At 41.7% G+C, this 25,188-nt stretch carries 22 protein-coding genes; 9 read left to right on the top strand and 13 right to left on the bottom strand.

The features are described from left to right. Window positions 1-44 precede the first annotated feature (44 nt). Window positions 45-2,432, top strand: coding sequence for a methyl-accepting chemotaxis protein (locus ACP14Y_RS05295; protein WP_424961927.1), 2,388 nt, complete (start codon window positions 45-47; stop codon window positions 2,430-2,432). On the opposite strand, the gene ACP14Y_RS05290 is transcribed toward ACP14Y_RS05295, so the two are convergent. The 4 genes from ACP14Y_RS05290 to trhA all read right to left on the bottom strand — a co-directional run bounded on the left by ACP14Y_RS05290 (window position 2,429) and on the right by trhA (window position 7,550). Next, entirely contained in the window at window positions 2,429-3,148 is a 720-nt protein-coding gene (locus ACP14Y_RS05290) for a hypothetical protein (RefSeq protein WP_424961926.1), read from the bottom strand. The two genes, ACP14Y_RS05295 and ACP14Y_RS05290, sit on opposite strands and share 4 nt — an antisense overlap. A gap of 20 nt (window positions 3,149-3,168) precedes the next feature. Further along, complete coding sequence (locus ACP14Y_RS05285) at window positions 3,169-3,681, bottom strand: YdeI/OmpD-associated family protein (RefSeq protein ID WP_424961925.1); 513 nt, start codon at window positions 3,679-3,681, stop codon at window positions 3,169-3,171. A 5-nt stretch (window positions 3,682-3,686) separates the two neighbouring features. Next, on the bottom strand, window positions 3,687-6,845 hold the full coding sequence (locus ACP14Y_RS05280; protein WP_424961924.1) for a two-component regulator propeller domain-containing protein: 3,159 nt from the start codon (window positions 6,843-6,845) through the stop codon (window positions 3,687-3,689). A gap of 78 nt (window positions 6,846-6,923) precedes the next feature. Beyond that, window positions 6,924-7,550, bottom strand: coding sequence for a PAQR family membrane homeostasis protein TrhA (gene trhA / locus ACP14Y_RS05275; protein WP_424961923.1), 627 nt, complete (start codon window positions 7,548-7,550; stop codon window positions 6,924-6,926). Window positions 7,551-7,694: 144 nt separating this feature from the next. Between trhA and ACP14Y_RS05270 the strand changes: the two genes are divergently transcribed. Together ACP14Y_RS05270 and ACP14Y_RS05265 are read left to right on the top strand one after the other, a co-directional pair. After that, a complete protein-coding gene (locus ACP14Y_RS05270) occupies window positions 7,695-8,258 on the top strand; it encodes a type 1 glutamine amidotransferase domain-containing protein (protein WP_424961922.1) in 564 nt (187 codons plus the stop codon). A gap of 110 nt (window positions 8,259-8,368) precedes the next feature. Beyond that, a complete protein-coding gene (locus ACP14Y_RS05265; protein ID WP_424961921.1) occupies window positions 8,369-9,559 on the top strand; it encodes a sensor histidine kinase in 1,191 nt (396 codons plus the stop codon). A gap of 7 nt (window positions 9,560-9,566) precedes the next feature. Here the strand turns inward: ACP14Y_RS05265 and ACP14Y_RS05260 are convergent, their stop codons facing one another. Further along, entirely contained in the window at window positions 9,567-10,208 is a 642-nt protein-coding gene (locus ACP14Y_RS05260) for an SDR family oxidoreductase (protein ID WP_424961920.1), read from the bottom strand. Between the two features lie 279 nt (window positions 10,209-10,487). Between ACP14Y_RS05260 and ACP14Y_RS05255 the strand changes: the two genes are divergently transcribed. Next, on the top strand, window positions 10,488-10,979 hold the full coding sequence (locus ACP14Y_RS05255) for a fasciclin domain-containing protein (RefSeq protein WP_424961919.1): 492 nt from the start codon (window positions 10,488-10,490) through the stop codon (window positions 10,977-10,979). Window positions 10,980-11,037: 58 nt separating this feature from the next. Here ACP14Y_RS05255 and ACP14Y_RS05250 read toward each other — a convergent pair whose 3' ends face one another. Further along, the gene (locus ACP14Y_RS05250; protein WP_424961918.1) at window positions 11,038-13,056 is read right to left on the bottom strand and encodes a S9 family peptidase; all 2,019 of its coding nucleotides are present in this window, start codon (window positions 13,054-13,056) and stop codon (window positions 11,038-11,040) included. 386 nt (window positions 13,057-13,442) lie between these two features. Between ACP14Y_RS05250 and ACP14Y_RS05245 the strand changes: the two genes are divergently transcribed. After that, window positions 13,443-13,889 (top strand): DoxX family protein, encoded by a 447-nt coding sequence (locus tag ACP14Y_RS05245; RefSeq protein WP_424961917.1) that lies wholly within the window; start codon window positions 13,443-13,445, stop codon window positions 13,887-13,889. Here ACP14Y_RS05245 and ACP14Y_RS05240 read toward each other — a convergent pair. After that, the gene (locus tag ACP14Y_RS05240; RefSeq protein WP_424961916.1) at window positions 13,879-15,039 is read right to left on the bottom strand and encodes an S-adenosylmethionine:tRNA ribosyltransferase-isomerase; all 1,161 of its coding nucleotides are present in this window, start codon (window positions 15,037-15,039) and stop codon (window positions 13,879-13,881) included. The genes ACP14Y_RS05245 and ACP14Y_RS05240 overlap by 11 nt on opposite strands. Between ACP14Y_RS05240 and menC the strand changes: the two genes are divergently transcribed. Continuing rightward, on the top strand, window positions 15,038-16,102 hold the full coding sequence (gene menC / locus ACP14Y_RS05235; RefSeq protein ID WP_424961915.1) for an o-succinylbenzoate synthase: 1,065 nt from the start codon (window positions 15,038-15,040) through the stop codon (window positions 16,100-16,102). The genes ACP14Y_RS05240 and menC overlap by 2 nt on opposite strands. Before the next feature lie 6 nt (window positions 16,103-16,108). On the opposite strand, the gene ACP14Y_RS05230 is transcribed toward menC, so the two are convergent. From ACP14Y_RS05230 to ACP14Y_RS05220, 3 genes are read right to left on the bottom strand one after another with little or no spacing between them, the layout of a single operon-like run. Next, a complete protein-coding gene (locus ACP14Y_RS05230; protein ID WP_424961914.1) occupies window positions 16,109-16,558 on the bottom strand; it encodes an N-acetyltransferase family protein in 450 nt (149 codons plus the stop codon). 46 nt (window positions 16,559-16,604) lie between these two features. Further along, window positions 16,605-17,069, bottom strand: a complete 465-nt coding sequence (locus ACP14Y_RS05225) for a nuclear transport factor 2 family protein (RefSeq protein ID WP_424961913.1) — start codon at window positions 17,067-17,069, stop codon at window positions 16,605-16,607. A 58-nt stretch (window positions 17,070-17,127) separates the two neighbouring features. Beyond that, window positions 17,128-17,430 (bottom strand): hypothetical protein, encoded by a 303-nt coding sequence (locus ACP14Y_RS05220; RefSeq protein ID WP_424961912.1) that lies wholly within the window; start codon window positions 17,428-17,430, stop codon window positions 17,128-17,130. Between the two features lie 137 nt (window positions 17,431-17,567). Here ACP14Y_RS05220 and ACP14Y_RS05215 point away from each other — a divergent pair, with 137 nt between their 5' ends. Further along, complete coding sequence (locus tag ACP14Y_RS05215) at window positions 17,568-18,956, top strand: ATP-binding protein (RefSeq protein ID WP_424961911.1); 1,389 nt, start codon at window positions 17,568-17,570, stop codon at window positions 18,954-18,956. Here the strand turns inward: ACP14Y_RS05215 and ACP14Y_RS05210 are convergent. After that, window positions 18,953-19,546, bottom strand: coding sequence for an intradiol ring-cleavage dioxygenase (locus ACP14Y_RS05210; RefSeq protein ID WP_424961910.1), 594 nt, complete (start codon window positions 19,544-19,546; stop codon window positions 18,953-18,955). The two genes, ACP14Y_RS05215 and ACP14Y_RS05210, sit on opposite strands and share 4 nt — an antisense overlap. 181 nt (window positions 19,547-19,727) lie before the next feature. Here ACP14Y_RS05210 and ACP14Y_RS05205 point away from each other — a divergent pair, with 181 nt between their 5' ends. After that, a complete protein-coding gene (locus tag ACP14Y_RS05205) occupies window positions 19,728-20,201 on the top strand; it encodes a response regulator (RefSeq protein ID WP_424961909.1) in 474 nt (157 codons plus the stop codon). On the opposite strand, the gene ACP14Y_RS05200 is transcribed toward ACP14Y_RS05205, so the two are convergent. Together ACP14Y_RS05200 and ACP14Y_RS05195 are read right to left on the bottom strand one after the other, a co-directional pair. Next, window positions 20,198-21,346 carry a histidine kinase dimerization/phosphoacceptor domain -containing protein gene (locus ACP14Y_RS05200; RefSeq protein WP_424961908.1) on the bottom strand — a complete coding sequence of 383 codons (1,149 nt, stop codon included), beginning with the start codon at window positions 21,344-21,346 and terminating at the stop codon, window positions 20,198-20,200. The two genes, ACP14Y_RS05205 and ACP14Y_RS05200, sit on opposite strands and share 4 nt — an antisense overlap. Further along, window positions 21,343-22,503 (bottom strand): hypothetical protein, encoded by a 1,161-nt coding sequence (locus ACP14Y_RS05195; RefSeq protein ID WP_424961907.1) that lies wholly within the window; start codon window positions 22,501-22,503, stop codon window positions 21,343-21,345. Before ACP14Y_RS05195 ends, ACP14Y_RS05200 begins: the two co-directional genes overlap by 4 nt. Before the next feature lie 131 nt (window positions 22,504-22,634). On the opposite strand from ACP14Y_RS05195, the gene ACP14Y_RS05190 reads away from it, so the two are divergent. Next, window positions 22,635-25,103 (top strand): PIG-L family deacetylase, encoded by a 2,469-nt coding sequence (locus ACP14Y_RS05190; protein WP_424961906.1) that lies wholly within the window; start codon window positions 22,635-22,637, stop codon window positions 25,101-25,103. Window positions 25,104-25,188 lie beyond the last annotated feature (85 nt).

Here is a 25,188-nt window from a genome sequence, read left to right as displayed (position 1 = left end):
GTTCCATTGCACGCTTACTTTTGGTGATTCAAAATCAACCAAGCATGGAACTATTTAAAGGCCTTTCCGGCAAATTTCTTATCCCATATGCCTTAACTCTAATCTTTGGAGTTTGGACCTATTTCAGCATCTCTAATATTGATCACTATCATGAGGTGAAGGATGCATTAATGACTTTTCATAATCAGCTACTTGAGTTAAGAAAGGATGAAAAAGACTTTTTAGCTCGTGAATTTAAAAATCCTGAATTTCTCATTTCCGGAGAAAGCAAATACATCAATTCTTTCAACCGGACAGCATCAGAGCTTGATAGCTTGATAGATTTTTTTGTAAACACTGAGGTAATCTCAGAAAATGAACAAGACAGTCTAAATATATTTCTAGCTGAGTACACGAAAAGTTTCAATGATTTAACCTATCTGATAAAAAAGCGAGGATTTAAAGATTGGGGAGTTGAGGGAGAACTAAGGAAGCGCATTCATTATGTAGAGGATGATGATACCCAATATGATCGAGCCTATATGCTGATGTTGAGGCGACACGAGAAAGATTTTTTTCTTCGAAATGATCTTAAATATCTTGAGAAGTTTCAGGAAGGGGTCGTCGAATTCGAAAAGCACTTGAAAAGGGTGGTTAGGGATAACTCTAAAAGACAAGAACTTTTGGCAAAAATTGATGCATACGAGTTTCATTTTCGACATATCGTAGATTTATCCACTCGCATCGGACTTACGGAAGAGGAGGGATTTCACGGTCAAATGAGAACTGCGGTACATCAGCTTACTCCCTACGTTGATGATCTTATAACTGAAGTGAATCAACTCGTAAACAAGAAGGTGAGGCAAAATGAAATAGCGCTTTTGATCCTTTTTGTTCTAATTTTTATTACCGGTGCAGTTATCCTCTTTTGGCACATTAATAAAATCACCAGGAACATCAATATTATAAAAAACAGCTCCATGCTTTTAGCAGAAGGAAGCTTCCCTAAGAAAATGAGAGTAAACAGTAGGGATGAATTAGGACAAGCTCATAATGCGCTGAACATACTTACCGAGGGCTTAAGGGAAAAAACCAACTTTGCAGAAAAAATCAGAAAAGGAAAACTGGATGCGGAGTTTCAAACACTAAGTGATCATGATATTCTCGGGCAGTCACTCATCGATATGAGAGATAACTTAAAAGCAGTGATAGAGGAGACAAACAGTGTAGTAAATAAAGCAGGAGAGAAGGGTGATCTGGAGGCTCGAATGGATATTATGGGGAAAAAAGGGGCCTGGAAGGAACTAACCGAATCGATTAACAATCTTCTTTATTCCATATCCACTCCTCTTATCACACTCAATCGCATTATCAATGAAATTGCAAAAGGAGACATCACCCAGAGGTATAAGAGTCATGCGGAAGGTGATATTGGCAATCTGGCTAACAATCTGAATAAGGCGATGGATAACCTCACAGTTTTAATGCTGGAAATTTCAGAGTCAGCGGATACCATAGAAGGGTCTACCGAGGAAATGATGGTGGCGAGCAAGGAAATGAATATTAACACCGGTGAAATTGCTTCTGCAATTTCTCAGATTAGTTCTGGCGCGCAAACGCAGGTAAGCAAAGTAGATCATACATCCTCGCTGATTGCTGATATCTCCAAGTCATCAGGTAAGATGGGTAGTCGCTCAGAAACCATCCATAATGCGGCCAGAAATGGGGTAACTAATAGCGAAAAAGGAGCACAAATGGTAGGAGAAGTAGTACACACCATCGATGAAATATCGGATTATTCCAAACGAACAAGTGAGTCTATAGATGTGCTAATTAATCGGTCCGCTGAAATTAGTCAGGTTTTAAATGTGATCACTGAGATATCTTCTCAAACAAATCTTTTGGCATTAAATGCCGCCATAGAGGCGGCCCAGGCAGGTGAGTCAGGTAGGGGGTTTGCTGTGGTAGCAGAGGAGATTAGAAAACTTGCTGACGGCACCAGAGATTCTGCGCAGGCCATTGAGCGGCTCATTGAAAGTGTGAATAAAGACACCACGGTAGCTTCCAAAAACATGAAGTCAATGAAGCGATTGGTAGAATCGGGTGTACGAGCTTCTAAAGACACCAGCATAATTTTCAGCGAAATTACTGTTTCCACTGATCAAACGCTCCGGTTATCAGAGGAAATATTGGAAGCCTCTAGAGTGCAAAATGAAGATATTAAGCAAATTGTTCGGAATGTTGAAAGCATTGTGGTGGTAGCGGAACAAACAGCTGCGGGAACGGAGCAATCAGCTGCGTCTGCAACGGAATTATCTGCAGGGATGGAGACCTATACGAAAAAGGCTTCCAAACTCTCCACTATTGCGACTTCCCTTAAAGCCGGCGTAGGACAGTTCAAACTGAAGAAGGAAAAAGGAGGAAAAGAGGAATTAGAGGATTTGCTGGTCTAGTTCACTTTCCATGCCAGGGTGTCGTGATGTTCTGCTATCAAAGAACGAAGATAGCTTCCGATGTAGTTGACTCCCTCAAAACCAGCCTCCCTTGCGGCCTGATCTTCCTTTTCAAATGGAATCTCAGGACCTGCAAAATCGTGCATGTTTTCATAGAAACCGATGGTGAAATTGTCCCAGCTAGGTCCAAATACTCGAGTGAAAATGAAATTCGGCCGATGTTCTATACCAGCGTAAAACTGATTTTCAGCTAGTCGCTGTTTCAGGAGTTCGTTTTGCTTTCCAGCCAACGATGTAAAAATTTCTATATGGAGTAGATCGTATTTTTCAAACGCTGCTATGAAGACGTTTATCGATGGACCTTTGACAATGGCTTCTTCCTGAAATGAAACCAAATCAAAAAAATCATCCCCATAAGGTTTTTCAATGGTTTTGGATTTTGCTCTTTCATCTGCCTGAAGAGAAGAAAAATAACCTTCAAGTTCGTCAATGGGATAGATGAGCATCAAATCCCAATGATCTCCCTGGCTGTGACGAAGCAAGTATGGTTTGTTTTCAAGGAAACTTTCAAAGCTTGAAATATCCTGATCAATCAATGCGATTAAGTCAAGTAACTCACCCGGCTTGGCTCGAAGCAAAGTAACCTTATAGAATTGATCCTGAGCGGTGAGCTGGAATGAAAGAATTAATAGAATAGTAGCAAATAGATGTTTCATAATACCAAGCTACAAAACTTTCATTTTCGATTGTTGTATTCCTTGATCAAAACATTCAGACGCTTAAAATCTAACTCACCCTCGGCCTCTTTGAGGTGATGCATGATAGCCAATCCTTTTGCGAGTTGACTATCTACATTTTTTACTTTTCCTACAATATGAATCAAATTTCGTTGCTTGCCTTTGGTTAGTTTATGAAAATACATGCTTCCTTCAGAATCCTGATCCAGCAAAACCTGAAATGACTCAGGAATAGGCATGCCATATTCAGAACGATCTTTTTCAAGTTTTACTTCAACCTGATCCCCCTCTTGAAGGTGGTGTTTTTTCATAAACTCCTTCTTCACGTAAACGCTGTAGACATCTCCCTTGGGCATTAATGCACTATGGATAGGGTCCGCATGGTTGATGGTGCAAATGATTCGACGGTCATCCCCTTCAATGAAATGCTTACCAATATCTTGTGGTACAGCCACATAGTAGCTCCATAGATCTGATTCGAATTTGAGGATTGGGGCTTTGAATTTCTGCATCAAATTCATTTCTTAATTAAAGGCAGAACCACGGTCGCTGTAGTACCCTTGCCCCATTCGGAGGTATAGTTTAGTGTTCCACCATGCTCGTTTATGATGGAGTAGGTAATGGAAAGTCCTAGGCCTGTTCCCTTGCCGGGCTCTTTGGTGCTAAAGAATGGTTCGGTGATCTTTTTGAGGTGCTCTGGTTTGATGCCCTGACCTGAATCAGCAAATGCAATGGTCACTTTACCATTTTTTAGCGTGGTTTTGATTTGGATCGTTCCGGATTTTTCTATTGCCTGGATAGAGTTGGTAATGATATTTAAAAATGCCTGATGGAGCTTTCCGTTGTTACCCATCACAATTGCAGGTTCATCTGAAAACTCTTTCTCCAGGTCAATACCATTTTTCAGACGGTATCTTATCATGGTAAGGCAGTTATCGATCAGGTGGTAGATGTCACAGGGCTCCAGTTTTTTATCAGATGCATGGCTAAATTCATTTAAGCTGGACACGATGGTGGAGGCCCTGGAAATCCCCTCCTTAATGGCACCTATCAGAAGCCCATAATCTTCCTTTTTGATTTTCTTGCTCTTTTTAAGTTTTTGCTCAAGTCCATCCACACCACCCTGAATAAAATTAAGGGGATTATTTATTTCATGTGCAACACCGGCAGCAAGAATCTCCAAAGAGGCCATTTTATCTGACTGGATCATTTGTTCCTGAGCTTGCTTTAGTTGCTCGATCGCACGGCTCAATTCCTGTTTCTGTTCCTCTATTTTTTTCGTTCGTAGCGTGACCGTTTTTTCCAGTCTTAGATTGTTTAATCTTAGTCTCCTCATTCGTGCCCAATAGAGAAGTAGACCAAGGCAGACAACAAGAACTGCCAACAATACTTTGGCTCCTATGGTTTGCCACCAGGCTGCAGATATGATAATTTCCTTGGATAAGGTTCGATCAAAAAAATTACCCTCAATACCTGATTGTAGTTCAAAAACATATCTTCCCGGAGATAGATTGGTATAGGTAGCGTTTCGTTCTTCGGATCCCATCACCCAGCTATCATCGAAAGGGACCAAGCGATAGCGAAACTGGAGTAGGTCCGTTTGAGCATAACTGATACCCGTAAAGTCTATGGATAATCTGCTTGTACTGGCAGGCACAATAATTTCATCTTTTTTTGAAATGAGTTTATTATCAGCATAGATGTCTTCCAGCAACATTTTAGGCCTAAACGTGGGCGGCTTGATTTGAGCAGGATCTAATTGTACTATTCCACCAATGGTAGGAATCCAAAATCGTCCTCGGGAATCTTCAAAGGACAACACTGCACCCAGGCAATGGCTGTTCTTCATGCCGTAGCTTTCATCGTATTGCTTTACATTGAGTCGGATGGAAGGGTTATCAGCCGCAGCTTCGAGTTCAGATCTTTTCACACTCAAAATGGCATTCTCTGAGGGCATCCAAAGATTACCTTCATTGTCTTCCATAACATCGTAGATGATATTGGTGGGTATTCCGTTTTCGGAGGAGAAATTAACAATACGCTCGCCATCATAGCCGGATAACCCATCATTGGAAGCTATCCATATAAACCGGGATGTCGTATGTGTGGCAAACATAAAGTTGGATGGGAGACCGTCCTCTACAGTTACCGTATTTATGACTTTTCTATCCTTAATAATGTTCAAACCACTGATTGTACCAATGATCATTTCCTGATCGTTATTTTGCTCAATCGATAAGATGTAGTTAGACGTTAGACCTTCATCAATACCTATGACAGTCCACTTGTCCAGCCTGCCATTTTCAAATAGCAGCAGACCAGTATTTTTAGTGCCAACCCAGATAGTACCCTCATCATCTTCATAGGCAAGGCGCACAAAATTGTCTGGGAAGCCACTAGCGACAGTGTATCTATAACCATTATCCCCATCAATTACCACCAGTCCTCCGTATGTGCTTACCCAAATTCTCCCCTTGCTATCTGTGAATAAGTTTTTTAATCGTTCTTTAGGAATTGGGATAGGGGAGATAAATTCTGATATTCTTCCGTCTTTTAGCAGGTTAAGTTTGCCATTCTCATTACCTAGTAAAAGTGTACTAGTATCAATTTCAGTCACGCTGCTGACAATATTAGAGGCCAGCCCGTCATTTTTAGTGAAGCTGGTAATAGACCCATCTCCCAAGAAGAAAATACCACTACGATAGGTACCTACCCACAAATTTCCCTCGGAATCAAAATTAAGATCTTCAACGATGTTGTTTGGCATGCCTGTTTGCTCTGTGAGTGAGTCAAGGCCCGAAGAAGATTGATTGTGCCTAAAAAGACCCTTCATCGTTCCAAGCCACAACATTTCACTGTCGTCAAAAAGAAGTGCATTGATTGTGGTATGCTTTAGAATGGGGCTTTCAATGAGCTCTGTTCCATCCCATAGATAAAGTCCATTGCCGGTTCCCATATAGATAAGTCCCCGGAAATGAAGCATGGTGTTGATACCGTTAATTTCCTGATCTAATTGATAATTCTGAAGATCTTCATCAGGCGAATATTTGAGTAACCGTGAATCATCCGTTCCAAAATAAACATTTCCACTTCGGTCCTCTTCTATTGATAGTATGGTGCTTTTTTCTACTTGAAATGTTCGAGTAAACTCCTCCAATTCTCCATTTTGATACCTAAATAGGCTATTGGATTTGGAGCTAAACCATAGATCTCCGTTTTGGGTGATGAGCATTTCCTCAATACTCAAATGCTTGACATCTTCCAATTCTGTGGGAACGCTAAATTCACCGTCCTTATATGTTGCCACTCCGTGGAGAGTGCCTAACCATAGCTCATTTCCACTTCCTTTTTCAATACGCAATACATTGGATGCTGGGAGATCACTATTCTGACTGGTGAATACGGTAAAATCTTTGCCATCAAAACGATGCAGACCGGTATAGGTGCCAATCCATAGGTATCCATCTCGTGTTTGTACCATTTCATTGACAGACTCAGAGGTTAGTCCGTCCTCCGTATTCCAGCTTCTAAGGACATATTGAGTTAGGCGTTTATCAGAATCCAACGGCTGTCCATTCACCACCTGGCAAAATCCAAAGCCCAACACAAAAAACACTACACTGATTTTGTGAAGCAGACTGACAAAGGTGGTGAATTTGTTAAGACGCTCAGACATTGAAAATGGTATGTCTTCTTAATTTAAGAAAAGAAGATGTTATTACCTACTTCACTAGGATGGGTTTTCGATGATCAGTTATAAGATGTGGAAATAAATCATAATGTAGTGCGAGGCACTGCCTCCAAGCACACAAATGTGAAAGGTCGCATGGTTCATTGGAATAGACCGAATGCTATATAAAATAGCTCCTAAAGTATAAAAGAACCCGCCTGCCAGTAGCCATAATAGTCCTTCGGTTGGCATTGTGGATAGTAGTGGCTTGATGGCGAAAACAGCGATCCAACCCATAGCGATATACATGATGGTAGATAGTCGGTCAAATCTGCCAGTGAAGAACAACTTAAGAATAACCCCTGAAAGCCCAACTCCCCAGATAATCCATAAAAGTGTGGTGCCAATGCTTCCATTTAAAGTAATAAGGCAGACAGGAGTGTACGTTCCTGCTATCAGCACATAAATCGCCGCATGATCAAATATGCGCAAACGAGCTCGGGCGTTCCGATCCTTTGATGAATGATATAGCGTGGAGGCCGTGTAAAGGGTGATCAGACTTGCCGCAAAGACCATGGAAGAAATTAGCTCGGTAAGTCCGGATGACTTCAGCAGCAACAACACAAGACCAACAAAGCTCAATACCACCCCCAGTGCATGGGTGAGCACGTTAAGTCTTTCTTCCGATGCTGTATAATGTACCTCTGCCATTTATCTTGAGTTATTGATGATAGAATATTTGGATGAATTTCTGATAATCCAAATAGGATTTTGATTTCAGATTTAATCAAACGATCGCTCAGCGCATTTGTAGTAATAGTAAATAAATGTCGAATCAAAATTTAAAACGAATATATGAAACCACTTGAAGATATTAATGTAGCAATACTCTCTGAAGACGGATTTGAAGAATCCGAATTGACGTCACCCAAGGAGATGCTGGAATCGAACGGGGCGAATGTCACTATTGTTTCCCCGCGAAAAGGAAAAATTAGGAGCTGGAAAGACGATAACTGGAATATGGAGTTGGCTGTAGATAAGCAAGTTCAACAAACCGGTGCGGATGAATATGATGCCCTGCTAATCCCGGGAGGTGTAGCTAATCCTGATCTATTGAGAGTAAATGAGGATACGGTAGCGTTTGTTAGTAACTTCTTTGAGGCGGGCAAGCCGATTGCTTCAATCTGTCATGGTCCACAAGTGCTAATTGAAACAGGAGCATTAAATGGCAGAATGATGACATCCTTTCCAAGCATCAAAACTGATTTGAAAAACGCTGGGGCACAATGGATTGATAAGAGTGTAGTAGTAGATGCAGGCTTGGTAACTAGCCGATCACCTGAAGATTTGGATGATTTTAATGCTAAAATGATCGAAGAATTCGCTGAGGGTGTTCATGAGAATCAGAAAACCATTTGATGGATTCAGAACTGAAGCTGTGCCTCACATACCATTAGGTGTGTGAGGCTTTTTTATGTTTTAAAGAATCATTTTACTACTTTTAATATCATCACCAAATTCTACCAGAAATGACGACCAGGGAAGAACATGAACGGATTCTCGAACTGGAATCTTACTCCATTCTGGATACACTTTCAGATAAAGATTATGATAACCTTACCGCATTGGCAGCCGAAATTTGTCAAACACCTATTTCATTGATCTCCCTGGTGGATAAAGAGCGCCAGTGGTTTAAGTCACATCACGGATTAAGTGTATCTGAAACACCTCGCATTCATTCTTTTTGTGCGCATGCAATCGAGCAGCCTCAAAAGCTATTTTACGTTAAGGATGCCAGAGATGACACTCGGTTTTTGGCTAATCCACTGGTAACCGGGGATCCGTACATCGTTTTTTATGCAGGTGTACCGCTGACAACCCAAAATGGACACTCACTAGGTACACTCTGCGTTATCGATCAGAAGCCCAAAGAGCTAAGTGAAAGTCAGGTGAGAGCGCTGGAGGTCCTATCAAAGCAGGTGATGAGCCTTTTGGAGTTAAGAAAAAGCCGTTTTGAATTGAAGTCGTTGAACGCTCGACTTGAAGCTAAAAATGAAATGCTTCAAAAGTTTGCTGATATCGCTGCTGCAAAAATTAATTCTCCCTTAAATATCATGGCAGAAACCTATGATGAATTCATGAAGAAATATGGAGATCAAATCGGGGAAGAAGGAGAAAAAAAATTGAAACCGGCGAAAGAGGCCGGCCGCAAACTAAAGGAAATGGTAGAGGCGCTTAATGACCATGCAAAAATACCTGAGCTGAAGCGATTAAAGAATGATATGATTGATCTGGAGGAGATGGGAGAACGATTGCGAAATTGCTTCCCGCAATCAGATGACTATGAGATCAACTATGTATTCCATATCAAATCTGTAACTACTAATCGGGCTATGCTGGAAGAAATACTCATGCAGCTAATGTCCAATGCGATCAGGCACAATGATAAGCCGATGGCAGAAGTGGAGGTCGGTGCACGAGAGCTGGATTTTCACTATGAGTTTTATGTTTTAGATAATGGCCCTGGAATACCAGAGGAAAAAATTCCTAAAGTATTTGAAATGTTTACTTCTTTTCACCCGATTGGAAGGATGGGTGACTATAGCCTGGGGGTAGGACTGGGACATGCGAAAAACCTTGTGGAGGAACTGGGTGGCGAGTTGGATGTAAACTCGGACGAAGGAGAAGGAACCATTATTTCCTTCTCCATTCCCAAGTAGATACCCCTTACAGGTGATTCAGTGCTACATCCACGGGAGTTTCTCCACTCAGTAATTCCAGATTCTTGCCATACGTTTTTTCATGATCCAATGACTTGTGAACCACTGTGGCTACATCCGCACGGGTGATGCTACCGCCTCGCTGACTGATCTTTTCACCAATTTCAATATTGTTGGTGCCATTTTCATCAGTCAGTCTTCCCGGCATCAGGATGGTATAGTTTAGCCCACTTTGCATAAGGTGCTTATCCGCATCTGCCTTAGCTTCATAATAGTGAGCCATGCTCTTCGGCCATTGATCAGGACTGGCATCTGCACCAAACGCACTCACCATCACGAAACGACCAACCTTGTGTTTTACTGCCAGGTCTATCGCTTTCTTTGCACCAACTCGATCTATCAGGTGAGTTTTGTCCTTCCCGGTGTGAGCACCACTACCAGCCGTAAATACCACCGCATTTACGCCATCAAAGGCATGATCGAATTCTTTTTCCAGGTCTGCGAGTACTGTTTTGATTCCCTTGTCCTCAAATGTCTTTTGCTGCTCCTCCTTTCGCACCATGGCAATGGGCTGGTGCGGGGTGCCTTTTAGTTTTTGTGATAATATGGTTCCAATCTTTCCGTTTGCGCCTATAATTAATACCTTCATTGTTTTCGTGTTTATGTTTACATAATCAATCCATCTCAGCGCAAATCGTTCAGGAAAATATGGATTTCCTTTCTGTAATCATTCATGAATTGTTGAGACTAGTGGTGTTTTAATGAAGAACTGGCTAAGAAGAAGCAGTAAATTCTACGCGTAATTGTTCAAAATAATCATATCAACGGTCAGAATCATACGTAAGCAGAGTGCGATATTAAATTTTAGAAATATTCGAAACAATCATTGGTGCTTTAAGCTTTTCAAAGTCAAATCTTAATTCATACAATGAAAAACGTAAAAACAATTTTGGCAAGTGTAGCACTAGTGTGCATGCTTGCAATCAATGCAAACGCACAGGACAAGAACATCGTAGAGCTGGCAGTAGGTACAGAGTCCCTCTCGACATTGGTAACAGCCGTGAAGGCCGCCGGATTGGTAGAGACATTAAGTGGAAACGGTCCATTCACTGTGTTTGCCCCTACGAACGAAGCATTCAACAATCTACCTGATGGAATATTAGATATGCTATTGAAGCCTGAAAATAAAGACAAGCTGACGGCAGTGTTGACCTACCATGTAGTTGGGGCGAAAGTAATGTCAGGTGACCTTAAGGAAGGAATGACAGCAGCCACGGTACAAGGTGACGACATCAAAATAAGCCTAAAGAATGGGGCGAAGATTAATGATGCAAATGTTGCGAAAGCAGACATCAATGCCTCGAATGGTGTAGTTCATGTAATCGATAAGGTGATCTTGCCTCCATCGTTGGAGCTTTGATTGCTTTCTCAAATACTAACAGCAAAACCCTCCATTTGGAGGGTTTTCTATTTCTTGCCTACTGACTCTTATACTTATCAAACCATGCTACGATATGGGCCACCTTCGTAATCAGCTGGCTTGGCCGGTTAGAAATATTATGATATGAGCCCGGTATCTCCACCAGCACGGTCTCGATCTTTCGATACTTCAGGGCATGATAAAGCTGTTTGGCTTCCGAGGTAGGAGTCCGAAGATCTTCCATTCCTACCATCACCATCGTTGGGCATTTCACATTGCCCACCAGCGAGATTGGTGAAAATTTCATATAGTGCTCCATGTTCGTCCATGGGAGTCCCTCATATCGGTTGTGGTAGTAGCCATACCAGTTGTCAGCCACCAGTGTTTTGCTATACCAGTTCATCACCGGCTTCACCACCGCAGAGGCTTTGAATCGGTCAGACTTTCCAATCATCCAGGCCGTCATAATGCCCCCGGCACTTCCTCCTGTTACAAAGAGATTATCCATGTCGATATAACCTTTTTCTATTAAAGCATCCATGCCCGCCATGATGTCGTCATAGTCATTGCCAGGATAATTGTGATACAGCAGGTTGCCAAATTCTTCACCATAGCTGGTGCTTCCTCGGGGATTAGGATAGAATACCACATAACCTGCTGCTGCATACAGCTGGATTTCAGGCGAAAATCTTTCACCATAGTTGGAAATTGGACCACCGTGATTCTCGATGATTAGAGGATATTTTTTGTTCGGGTCAAATTGTGGAGGCTTTACGATCCAGCCTTGTACATCTCGCTGATCGTGCGATGACTTCCACCAAAACTCTTCCACTTGCCCAAGCTCTCTAAAGTCAAGTAGGTCTGCGTTTAGGTTGGTAATCCGACTGAACTTGCCACGGTTAACGATGGCCAGATCGCCCGGGTGTTCCGGCCGGGTGTAGTTGTAAGCAATTGTCCCTTTAGCGGAGACTGAGAATGAACCACCTCCATACGGTCGGCCGATGGTGGCTCCCCCCAGATTATCCGCTACCTGTCGCTGGTTGCCGCTCAAATCCGCATAGCCAATTTTGGTTCTTCCTTTGTCGTCGTACTGATAGTACAACCCTTTGCTGTCTCCACTCCAGGTAATGGAAGAGATACTTCGATCAAAATCAGTCAATAACGTTCGTTTGTTGTTTCCATTCACGTCCATCAGTTGAATTTGCGTAAGCTGGTAGGTCTGAACTTTGTCTTCATATCCCAAGTAGGCGATGGTTTTTCCATCCGGCGAAACAGACGGAGATCTGTCCGGACCATTGCGATCAGTAAGAGCGGTGATCTCGCCGGTTTGCACATGTACTTTATAGATTTCCGAGTTTCGGAAGTCATACTCCCAGTCATTCGATCGGTTACCAGAGCAAAGGATGTACCTGCTATCAGGTGTCCAGGCAGGGCTGCCATGATTGTAATCACCTGAGGTGATTTGCCGTGGTGTGCCACCAAGCGACGGTACCACAAAAATGTGTCGGAATCCGGGTGGAATGTATCCGGAACCATCAGCCTCATGTCGCATTCTGTCAGTGATGCGAGGCGCATCTGCCCATTGGGCTCCATTTGGTTTTTTCGGCCCACTCACGATGACCGGAGGCTTTTGAGCCACAGTCATAGTAAAGGAAAGCTGTTTTCCATCCGTAGACCAGGTAAGGCTGCCGGGCGATTTTTCCAGCTGGGTGATGCGTGCTGTCTGACCACTTTCCATCCAATAGATGTGAATTTCAGAACCCTGATCTGTGGATCTTTGGTAAGCAATACGCTTGCCATCCGGAGACCATTGGGCACCAGATTCATTGCCATCGTAGCTGGTGAGCTTTCGATGGTTGGAGCCATCCACATTGATGACCCATAGATTACCGACTTTTTTGTCTTCCATGATAGACATTCCCATTCTTCGATAAACAACCTGAGAGCCGTCAGGAGAGATTTGCGGGTCGGCTACCCATTCCAATTGGAATACATCCAAATCCTGAAAAGGTTGATTTTTCTGGGCGAAAACACAGAAAGATAGAATTACGGTGAGGGATATCAATAGCTTTTTCATGCCTTCTAAGCTAAAGAATTTCCTCAAAGAAGGCATAAAAAAAAGCGCCAGGCGAGGCGCTTTCAAGTTTAACTACTAATAAGTTTAGTGCGGTGATCAGAGCGATCTTAACCAATCAATAGTGCCAGAATCAAAATAACTATCAAAAGTTTGCCGGTCATTTCAGCATAAATGCGATTGACGGATAGACTTCTTAATATTTGACTCATAGCAATTTGGTGATTGATTACAGGTACAAAGCAAGGGTGTTTTGGTCGGGTTATCAATACCACATTTAGGGTATTTTCACTCCTTTCGACGAAACACGGCTACCAGCCTACCAGTGAAAGAGGATTGGATATCAGTTTCTTTTTCAGTAACTTATGGTAAACCAAACGCCAAATACTATGGGTATCATTCAAAAAATCGAATCGATCAACCCGCCCATTTTGGTAGATTTTCTTCGCATTGCTCTGGGTGGGTTTGTCACTTACAAGGGAATTGTTTTTGCGAGCAACTTTGACAGTTTCACAGCAAATATCCAGTCGGTAGGCTGGGTTTTCGTAGCAGCGCACCTGGCGCATGCTATTATCTTCATCCACATGGCAGGCGGTATTATTTTAATGACTGGTGCACTCACACGCTGGATGTGTCTATTGAATATCCCTATTCTGGCCGGTGCGGTAATCTTCAATTATTTGCAGATGCTCACCGCAAGCAACTACATGGAGCTTCAGACGGCAGTCATTACACTGGTGTTATTAATTGTGATAGCGATTACTGGTAGTGGAAAGTTTTCCTTGGATTATCTCAGGGAGCAGCGTATAAAAATGAAATCAGCGCCTACCGGATGAGCAAGGAGCTATCACCATAGCTGAGAAAGCGATAGTTATTACCCAAAGCAGACTCATATACTTTTCTCCAGTCCTCTCCGATGAATGATGCGACAAGCAAAATGAGTGTGGAGCCGGGGAGGTGATAGTTAGTTATCAGTCCATCACAAATTTGAAATTCATAACCGGGGTAGATGAAAATTTCTGTGTGTCCACCCAGTTTTTCTACTCCGGTTTTTTCCATTTTTTCCAATACTGCATGAAGCGCATCTTCTCTCTTTATTGCATTGAGTGTGTATGGGTCACTCTTATCTACAAAGAAGTTATCGATCCCACTTAGGAGCTTTGTGCCATACCAGTAAAGGCTTTCCAGTGTACGCATGGAGGTAGTGCCTACAGCTATTACTTTGTTGGCATTTAGTAGGCTTTCGACATTCTGTTTGCTTACCCATATCTGTTCATTGTGCATAGGGTGGTCGCTAATGTTTTCACTTTTAATCGGCTGAAAAGTTCCTGCAGAAACATGAAGCGTTAGATAGTCTGTTTTAATGCCTCTTTCTTTTAGAGATCCGATGATTTCATTGGTGAAATGCAATCCGGCTGTGGGAGCTGCCACAGCTCCCTTCATTTTGGAATATACCGTCTGGTAGCGTTCTTCATCTTCATGCTCCACTTCGCGATCGATGTATGGTGGGAGCGGGATTTTTCCAATCTCAGTCAGGAGATCTGAAAAGGTAAGTTCGCTCTCCCATGAAAACATCACCTCATCTTGTCCTACTCGTTTAGCCGTCAAATCAAGATCAACTATCTTTAATGAGGTGTCTAGCTTCCACTTCTTTGCATTACCTATCATGCACTTCCAGGTGCAGGTTGTCTTCGCATTCATCACTTCCTCATGAACCGTAGAAGGTTTTATTGGCTCCAATAAAAAGATTTCAATCCGTGCACCACTGTCTTTATGCATAATGATGCGGGCAGGAATTACTTTCGTGTCATTAAAAACCAATAGGGAATCATCCAGAATTAGGTTGTCTATCTGCTTAAATTCGTGATGTGAAATTTTTCCCTGATTATAGAACAAGAGCTTTGAACCAGCTCTTTCCTTGGCGGGATGCTTGGCAATTCTGTCTTCAGGCAGATCGTAAATAAAGTCGTCTAATTTTAGATTCATGTTGAGGCTCGAAGTTAAACCGTACACACTTGATTTTAAATTCTCTGCGCGAACAAGTAGGGGAGAAATGATGAATAGAAAAGTTTGGTTTATCAAACTGATGGATGAAAACGGAAATTCTGGGATAGGGGAGATAGCGCCCATCCATCGCCTGAGTCCGGAAGATGTGGAGGAGGTGCCGGAGATTTTAGGGAAGATACAGAAGGAAGTAGCCAATAAAGAGACTCCTCAAACAGAGGAAGAAGTATATGAAGTGGTGGATCAACTGGTTCCGATTACAATCCCAAGTGTTCGTTTTGGGTTGGAAATGGCACTCTTAGATTTAATCAATGGAGGTCAAAAACAGATTTTCTCTAAAGATTTTCCTAGCATAAAGATTCCCATTAATGGACTGGTATGGATGGGTGATAAAGATTTTATGCGTCAACAGATCGAGGAGAAGCTGGAAGCAGGTTTTCGCTGTATCAAGTTGAAAGTGGGGGCACTGGATTTTGATACCGAGTTGAATATAATTAGATCCCTTCGTGAGGTATCGGATGATCTGATCATCAGGCTTGATGCCAATGGGGCATTTCAAACCAATGAGGTGCTATTCAAGCTGAAAGAGCTAAGCAGGTTCAATATTCACTCCATTGAACAGCCAATCATGCCCATGCAGCCAGAGGCGATGGAACTGGTGTGCAACAGAAGTGAAATACCGATCGCGTTGGACGAAGAGTTGATTGGCATCAATGGATCTCGCAATCGTGTTGATCTCATTCAGGAGCTGAAACCTCACTATCTGGTCTTAAAGCCAACACTTCATGGTGGCTTTGCTTCGGTGAAAGAGTGGATCGACCTGGCAGAGATTCATGGGATAGAATGGTGGGTGACATCCTATCTGGAGTCTAATCTAGGCCTCAATGCCATTGCACAATTTGCCAGCTTATATCCACAAAATGAAGAGTTTCACGGGTTAGGTACCGGTGGGTTATATCACAATAACATTCAGTCTCCGATCATTATAGATCGAGGTTTTTTTACCTATGCTAAATCCAGCGTTTGGGGTGATGTAGACTTCTAAATGGCTTCAAAAGTGCATTTTCATGCCCTGATGAGTGGCTTTAAATCCTAGCTTTTCATAAAACCTGAGTGCATCGGGGCGTTGCTTATCGGTGGTAAGCTGAATCAAATGAGCACCCTCATTTCTTGCTTTATCAATCATCCACCTGAAAAGTTTTTCTCCCAATCCAGTTCCTCTTCGGGTTGATTTTATTCTGACCGCTTCTATTTGAGCACGAACTCCTCCCCGATAGGTGAGGTAGGAAATGAAGGTGAGCTGAGCAGTCCCGATGATTCCCTTGCTATCCTCAGCCACTATGAGGTATTGGTTTGGGTCACCATTTATTTTATCGAAGGCTTCAAAATACCTGGATGGCAGTGGTTCACGGTAATCTTCCCGTTTTTGACCAAGTTCATCATCAGCCAGCATGGCAACAATGGCCGGCACATCTGACTTTATAGCTTCTCTGATTTGCATAAATCCAAACGAAGAGCCCCAAGTGAATGGGGCTGTATCTTAATGTTTAATGTTTGTGATACACTTTGGCTACTATCTTCCAACCACTATCAAATTTCAGTAGGCTTAAGTAGTCAGTATAAACATGTTTACCCTGGTTTCTTAATTCCACCTTAACTTGAGCGGCTCCACCTGTAACATCAATGCTAGCGAAGGTGTGTTTCCAAATATTTTTCTCATCGTCAGGATCATAATCAGCGGCCTTTCGTTTTTTTACCCCCGCCACCCAGTCAGCAATTGGATACTTACTGATCTCCTCACCTTTTGCAGAATAGATCGCAAAGTCCTTGTGAAAACCATTTTCCATAGACTCAGCATCCAGTTGATTGAATGCGCCATTGATGTATGATTCTAAAACAACCTTTTTAACCGCTTCCTCATTTTCCATAGTAGATTCAGTGGCTGGAACAAATGAGAAGAAACAGATAGCAACTACGACAAAGAAGAAAAGAAACTTGATTATGGATTTCATGTTTGAGTTAGTTTGATTTCTAGCTCAAACGTGGTTTTCTTTTTTCAGGTTTTTAAACCTATTGAAGCAATTCAAACTCACCGACTGTCTCCTCTACATCATACAGGTCTGAGTTCTTTTTATTCAACTCATCATATGCTGCTTTATTTTCATCGAGAAAATCCTGATAGTCTGCTTTGGACATCCATTTGTCAATGAGGATATATGTTTTGCCGTCACCTCCTTTCATCAGATCATGACCCAGATAATCTTCACATGGTTCAAAAAATTTGAACCAGCTTCCGCTTCGGCCATATTCTTCTTCAAACTTGGCTTGGTCTGATGACACTTCATACTTCCACACGAGACAGTACATTGACATAGTTTCTTGGTTTGAGGTTAGCTAAAGATATAGAAATATGTAGATATCAAAGTGAATGGTCGAAAAAATACTGAACCTGCTTGTCTATTATCGATCGGATTCTTTAATTACCAGTTACAACTAGCCAAGAAAGGTATATGCAGCAGTTAATTGAATTGATGGAGATTGGGGCGATAGCCACTTTTGCCGCCTACAATTTGGTCCTCTATCGACAGGTAAAAAAGAGCTATTATCTCTACCTGGGTTTATTGTCTTTCTCAATTTTTATACGTGCCATGTTGGTGGATGATGGATCTATGATCTTTTTCACGTTCTTCCGGGATGTGTCTTTAGAGATGGGTAGAAAGATTGAGTACTTCAGTAGTTATATGGGAGCTCCATTGTCTGTTTTGTTTTGCTATACCTTATATCCATTCTCGGCAATCAAGCGCTACGTAAATGGATTTCTTATTCTTTGTGGCTTGCTATTACTATTTGTTCTTGTTACTCCATATAGTCTTTACTATCACTCACTTTCGGCCAATTCCATTCTGGTACTATTATCCTATGTGATTATGTACACTTTGCTGATCAAAGCAGTAAAGGAGAAAAGAGTTGGTTCCTGGTATGTGCTGGCAGGAACGCTATTGTGTTTTTTATTTGTGATGGCAGAACTCTCAAAGATTTTGGGTGTCTGGGAAATAGATGGCGGCCCTAACCTGGTTAACTCAGGGTTTGTCATTTTCATCTTTTTTCAGTCCATTGCCCTATCTGAAATCTTTGCACATTCATTTAAGGAAAACGAAGAGTTAAATAAAAACCTGGAGAAACGAGTGGAAGAAAAAACAGCTGAAATCACTCGGGCAAGTTTATTGCGAGATACACTGATTAGAATCATAAGCCATGACATCAGGGGGCCAATGAGTAACCTGAAAAGTGTAATTTCTTTGGTGCAGGAAGACCAGGTTGGCGTTGAACAGGTCAAGGAGTTCATGGGCACTATCGACAAAAGTGTAGATCATACTATTCAGATGCTGGACGAGCTCATGGAATGGGGACATGCAGCCTCTCAGAACAAACGGATCGAACAGGAAGAAATTGAGTTAAGGGAGGTCGTAGAGTCCGTTGTGCAAAATATGAGCAGGCATATTGAAGAAAAGAAGCTCAATGTGAAGGTTTCGGGAGATTTGGATGCAGCTTGCTTGTTTGATAAAGGTGCACTGAAAATTGTCATTCGAAATTTGATATCAAATGCGGTAAAATTCACTGAGAAGGAAGGTCATATTAATGTGGATGTGAAAAGTGACAGAAACATTTTGATTGAAATCCGGGATAATGGTATTGGGATTCCAGATGAAATGAAAGCCAATCTTTTTGAAATGAAGAAAGACAATAAACGACGCGGTACTGATAATGAAAAGAGTAGCGGAGTGGGCTTGTTTATATGCAATGATCTGATTACCCAAAACGGGGGCGAAATTTCTGTAAAAGATAATCCTGAAGGAAAAGGTACGATCTTCAAATTTACAATGAAGTCTGCGGGCTAGTTCTTTAAACGGATATCTCTGCTCCCTATTAGTAAATCATTCTTTAATCTTAGGTTGATTACATGATAAAATCGATCGTCTTTTGTGTCACTTTTTCTGTCTTTATCGGTGAGGAGGTCATCGTCTTCAAAGAGATAGCTCTTTAGCCAGTATTCCGGACTGTTTGGCTCTTTTACAGTGATATGAATATGTGCGGGTTCAGTTCTACCTGGATATGCGGCAGGCTTGATGGTTTCAAATGAATACCTGCCATCGGCTCCAGTTTTGATCCATCCCCTTAGATGTCCATGTCGTTTCCCATTTCCTGTCTCATTCCCTCTTCTCGGATAGATACCTTCTGCATTGGTATGATACAGGTAAAGAACGACGTTTTCTGCAGGTGTAGTACCGTCTGACTTGTAGACTGTCCCTGTTATTTTTATTCGCTCACCAGCCTCATTTTTTCCAGCAATCACGGTAAAAGAAGTTGCATTGTCTGGTGCTTCGTTTGCTCCACACCATTCACAATCGGTTTGCTCCTCATTGTTGCTTGGTGCCTGCGAACAGCAAAATATGATAATGGTGAGGGGAAGGCTTAATAGAAGTTTCATATCTATGCCTACGATTTTTAATATTTGTCGTTTTCATTTTTTGATAAAAGGAAATTTTAATTAGCATTATGTTTCAAGAATGATTGTACTGGATAAGATGGATTTTAGGTATTTTACTTATCTAAAAATAGATATTCTATCCTCGGTATTTCTTGTATTTTTGTAGAGAATAATTTTGTCTATGGAAACACTCACAGCAGAAGAAAGAGCAGAACGTAGAGCCGCCAGGAGAGCTGCCAGAAAAGCATCCAAAACGGAAAAAGAATACACGATTCTTTATGTGGACGATGAAATGCCAAATTTAAGAGGCTTCAAGTCAACATTTAGAAGACTCTATAACGTGCATACTGCTTTGGGTCCTCAAGAGGCTCTTGAAGTTGTGAAGACAGAGAAGATTGACCTGATTGTAACCGATCACCGAATGCCTCATATGTCCGGGGTAGAGCTTTTAAAAGATGTCTTCGCTTCTCATCCCAATATCAAAAGAATGATTTTGAGTGGGTTTATTAAGAAGGCTGACCTTTACGAAACGATTGGCGATTTTGGTATTCATGACTTTGTAACCAAGCCATGGGATTTTGAAAACTTAAATGCCATCTTCCAACGCATTCTCACTACCGATGCGGACGTAAAGGATTTCAGCAAGCTGGGCTAAGCTTGAAACATCACAATAGCTTCAGTAGGTGCTAGCTCAAAATCCCCTTCGATTTCTTCTACCAGAGATTCAATCAAAGATTTCTGAGAATTCCTGATGTTATTGCCATTAGTTAGTGAAAGTTTTAGTGTCAGCTGATCTTTTTTTGCACGTAATGTTACTTGTAGTTTTTCCAGGTCTGTTTGCTCAATATTGCTAACAATGCGCTGGAGTATAATGCCGATAAGTATGGCCTTCTCATGAAATATCAATTTGTCATCCAAACTTATTTCCAGATCCTTAATCCCCATAGACTGTACGAAAGAAGATATGAGTTTCTCGAGGTAAGGCTTAATGGCTACTTGTTTGTAATCCTCTGTATGATAGAGTGGGTCATGGGCACGGGCAATGGTATGAATACTTTTTGTTACTTCGGATAGCTCTTCCTTTATTTTTGGGTTTCCATGGGTCTCCAGTTCAATCAAACTATTGATTAACAACAGATTATTTTTTACTCTGTGATGTACCAAGCGAAGCAACTCAGATTTTTCCTTGAGATTGGCGTTTATTTCATCTCTGTATTTTTTCTGATTCTTTAATTCTGCTTTTGCCCGATTTAGGTTTTTTCGTGTGATGTTAGAGAAGCTATAAGTAACGAAGATGTGAATGATGGTGATGGTTAAGACCACTACTAAATCTACCCAGCGAACTGCAGGTACGTTTCTTGATGGGAAAATCCCTGACTGCTCTCCGAAAACAATGAAAGCCAAACTAAGAATTACAGTTAAGGTGGTGAGAATAACCCCTCTTTCATTCATGATTAGACTGGAAAATAAGACGATGACTGGCAAAACGATAATGCCCGTCTCATGAACTCCGTTACCGAGCGTACAGCTGAGTGTTGTAGCGATTATAAGTATGACAATAAGAATAATCAGTGAAAGGTTTATCATCCCTCTATAGAGAGCTGCCAGGGAGATCAGGCAAAAGATTGGGACGGTAAGGATAGATAGAGCAATATGATTTAGCCCAAGTGAAAAATTCACAATGGCCAGGGCTATCGCTACCAATGGAATAATAAAAAGGAATGTCTTTAAAAGAATAGTAATCTCCTTTTTGGAATGTGCGTCCAGTGTTTGATCATATGGTAACCACTTAGAACTCACTTTTTAGTACTTGGTAGAAATGAAAGAATTATTTCCCGATCTGACTTCCTGAGTTTGCCCTTTAGCTGCCTTGATAGCAAATCCATGATAATGCTCAGCTTTTCTTGATGTCCATTTTCAAACCCATGAATCCTTAGCTGTATTAGATCCTCTTGCATAGTTAAGGTTATCTTAAATGAATCTGAGGGGTAGTGGTCTACTTCATGAACCAATTCGATAAAGAAAATACCATAATGGATCGCCTGGTCGAGGCTTATGATGCATGAGGCTTGATCTATATCCACTTGTAGAACCGGTGTAGATAGGCTGATTTCATATTTGGTTAAAATCTCTTTTGTCAGCTCCTTTATATCTAGTAGAATGGGGGCCTTATCTGTAAGTAGAATACCATGAGCTGCTTCAATTACAAGGATCTTTCTCCTCAGGCTTTCATAAACTTTCACCAATTCATCTGTTTCTTTGGGGCTATGATCTATGAGATGCCGGATGTGACCCAGGCTATTGATCACCGCTTTATGAATTTCCTCAATTATCTCTTCTTTCTGATCAATTTGATCTGAAAGGTGGAGTGCTTCATTTCTACTGGAATCGATTTCTTTATTTGCCTTTTTCAGGGAGTCCTTCATATTGCTGGTCAAGCTGAATGCAACCAGCCCTCCTATTGTGATCATTAGGCTTGCAATAATAAAATCACCGAGTTCACCTACAGGAACAGGAATAGGCTCAAAAAGCGAAAGCCGATCCCCAAGCACTAGCCATGTTAGACCTAAAACACTTAAGACAGAGGATATAATTAACTGTTTTTGATCAAGAAGTATGCTTGAAAAACCTATAAGGATAGGAAAGCCAATCAGCCCAATGTCATGAATGCCGTTTCCGAAAGAACAAATGATGGTAAGCAGCACGGTAAAGAAAATTGCTACCATCATCGTTGACTTTTTTAGGTGCCCACGGAGAAACAACCATCTGGAAATGAAGGAAACTACTATACCCAGTCCTATCAGCATCATCATGTTATAATCACGCTGTAGAACCTGTCGAGTGAAAACAACTATCAGGAAAAATGACAGAAGTAAAAGACCAACATTTAATGCTCTGGCAACACTGGCAAGTTCACTCTCTTCATATTTCTCAGGCGTACGGAGTAAGGCTTTCAAGCTAAGGCGTTTGGATAACATAAAACTAAAGGAAAAATTTGATCAGGGCTGATTGATCATTTTATACCGCTCATACAAATCACATAACTTTCCGGCTTTTTACTCGTAACTAACCCGAACCAAAACCAATTATGAAAACCCGTGCCTTTATCAGCTATGTTCTCATAGCACTTTTCATTCATTGTAATGCCCAGCAGTCAAAAGCTTATAAACCCGGTGAGATCCGACAAAAGCTAGAGAAATTGAATGTGTTAGGTTCCGTTCTATATGTTGCTGCACATCCGGATGATGAAAATACAAGACTTATTGCTTACTATGCCAATGATGAGCTAATGCGGACAGCCTATCTATCTGCGACCAGAGGTGATGGAGGTCAGAACCTTATTGGTCCTCAAATTCGAGAAGAGCTTGGCTTAATAAGAACGCAGGAATTACTTGCAGCAAGGCGAACTGATGGAGGACAGCAATTCTTTTCTCGTGCCAACGATTTTGGATATTCGAAAAACCCTGACGAGACATTCAACATTTGGGATCGTGAAAAAGTGCTGGAAGATTTTGTGTGGACATTCAGAAAGTTCAGGCCTGATATTGTAATCACGCGCTTTAGTGATACTGGAAGGTCTCATGGCCACCACACTGCTAGCGCCATTCTGGCAAGAGAAGCCTTTAAGTTAAGCGGAGATGAAAATGCTTACCCGGAGCAACTGGGCTATGTGGATACCTGGCAGCCAAAAAAGATTTTTTGGAACACCGGCTGGTGGTGGTTTAGAAATGGCGAAATGGACACCACTAAATTGGTGACGTTGGATGTGGGTGGATACAATGCGTTGCTAGGTGAATCCTACACCGAAATAGCAGCCAGTAGTCGGAGCATGCACAAGAGCCAAGGGTTTGGATCTTCGGGCTCCAGAGGAGAGCAAATTGAATATTTACAACAATGGGAAGGTGATAAGGGTCAATCACCTTTTGATGGCATTAATACCTCATGGGATCGAATCAATGGATCAGAGGAAGTTAAATTCTTCATTGATAAAGCGATATCGCAATATGACGAAAAGCAACCATCTACGATTATAGAGCCTCTCTTAGGGGCTCGTAAAGCACTCGAGAAAATTGACAATGAGTTTTGGAGAAAAATTAAGCAACAAGAAATTGATGACCTGATTTTAGCAGCTTCAGGGCTCTACCTTTCACTTACTTCCTCTGCTCCAAGCTATGCTGTAGGGGATTCTATAACCATTTCATTCGAAGCAGTTAACCGCAGTAATATTGAAATGGAGATCGAGCAAATAAAATTTGAAGAGTGGGTGAACCCGGTTTCTTTAAATACGCCATTGCTAAACAACAGGCCATTTACTTCTGAAATGAATTTTCAGCTCCCGGCAGGAATGCAGTATTCACATCCCTATTGGTTGAGAGAGGAGGGGCAGTTGGGAATGTATACAGTGAATGATCAAGAGCAGATAGGCAAGCCGGAAAATGATCCTGCAATCGAAGGAAAGGTGATTATCAATTTCAATAGTGAACGAGTAGAATATAAGGTTCCGGTTAAGTTTAGAAGGACCGATCCGGTAGAAGGCGAGGTGGTGGAGCCAGTCACCATTGGACCTCCGGTGATGGTAAACATCTCAGGGGGGGTACTAGTGTTTGGAGATAACAATTCCAAATCCGTAGATGTAAGAGTAATCGCAGGCAGGAAGAATTTGAGCGGACGTGTCTCTCTCAATGCTCCCGATGGTTGGAAAATCGAACCAACAGTTTATGATTTTAATCTTGAGATTAAACAGGAAGAGCAGGTTTTCACTTTTAAAATAACTCCACCATCAAAGGCTTCAGAGGGTTTTTTGACTGCCAGAGCAATGGTCGATGGTAAATCTTACTCTAAAGGACTGTCTGTTATTGATTATGGTCATATTCCAAAGCAAACACTTTATCCGGATTCAAAGGTTAGTGTTGTACGGATAGACTTAAAGAAGAAAGGCAATAATATAGGGTACATTGAAGGTGCGGGAGATGCCATTCCTGATAATCTAGAGCAAATCGGCTATAAGGTAACCAAGCTTGATAAAGATGATATTTCAGCTCAGAATCTTCAACAATACGATGCTATCGTCTTAGGAATTAGAGCATTTAATACCGTTGATTGGCTCTCATACAAAAACAAGGATCTTTTTGAATACGTCAAACAAGGAGGTAACCTGATCATTCAATACAATACCAGTCACAGACTTGTTACACAGGAAATTGCTCCTTACGATTTAAAGCTATCACGAGATCGTGTGGCGGTTGAGCAGGCACCCGTAGAAATTTTGGCTTTTGATCACCCGGTCATGAATTCGCCCAATCGCATCACCAATGAAGATTTTGATAATTGGGTTCAGGAACGTGGGCTTTACTTCCCTAGTGAATGGTCCGATGAGTTTACACCCATCTTAAAAAGCAATGATCCAGGAGAAAGTCCAAAAACGGGAGGCTTGCTCGTCGCTAAGTATGGAGAGGGGTATTATGTGTACTCTGGCTATAGCTGGTTTAGAGAATTACCAGCCGGAGTGCCCGGAGCTTATAGAATTTTTGTAAACTTGATATCGCTAGGTAAATGACAGAATTGATCTCTGAAAGAAACATAGATAAGCCACCTTTATTTAAAAAGTGGAGATACCTCTACCTCTTCGTTGCAGGTTGGTT

This window comes from Ekhidna sp., from assembly GCF_965247405.1.
In the GTDB taxonomy this organism is placed as follows: Bacteria; Bacteroidota; Bacteroidia; order Cytophagales; family Cyclobacteriaceae; genus Ekhidna.
This window is presented reverse-complemented; position numbering and strand designations above follow the sequence as displayed.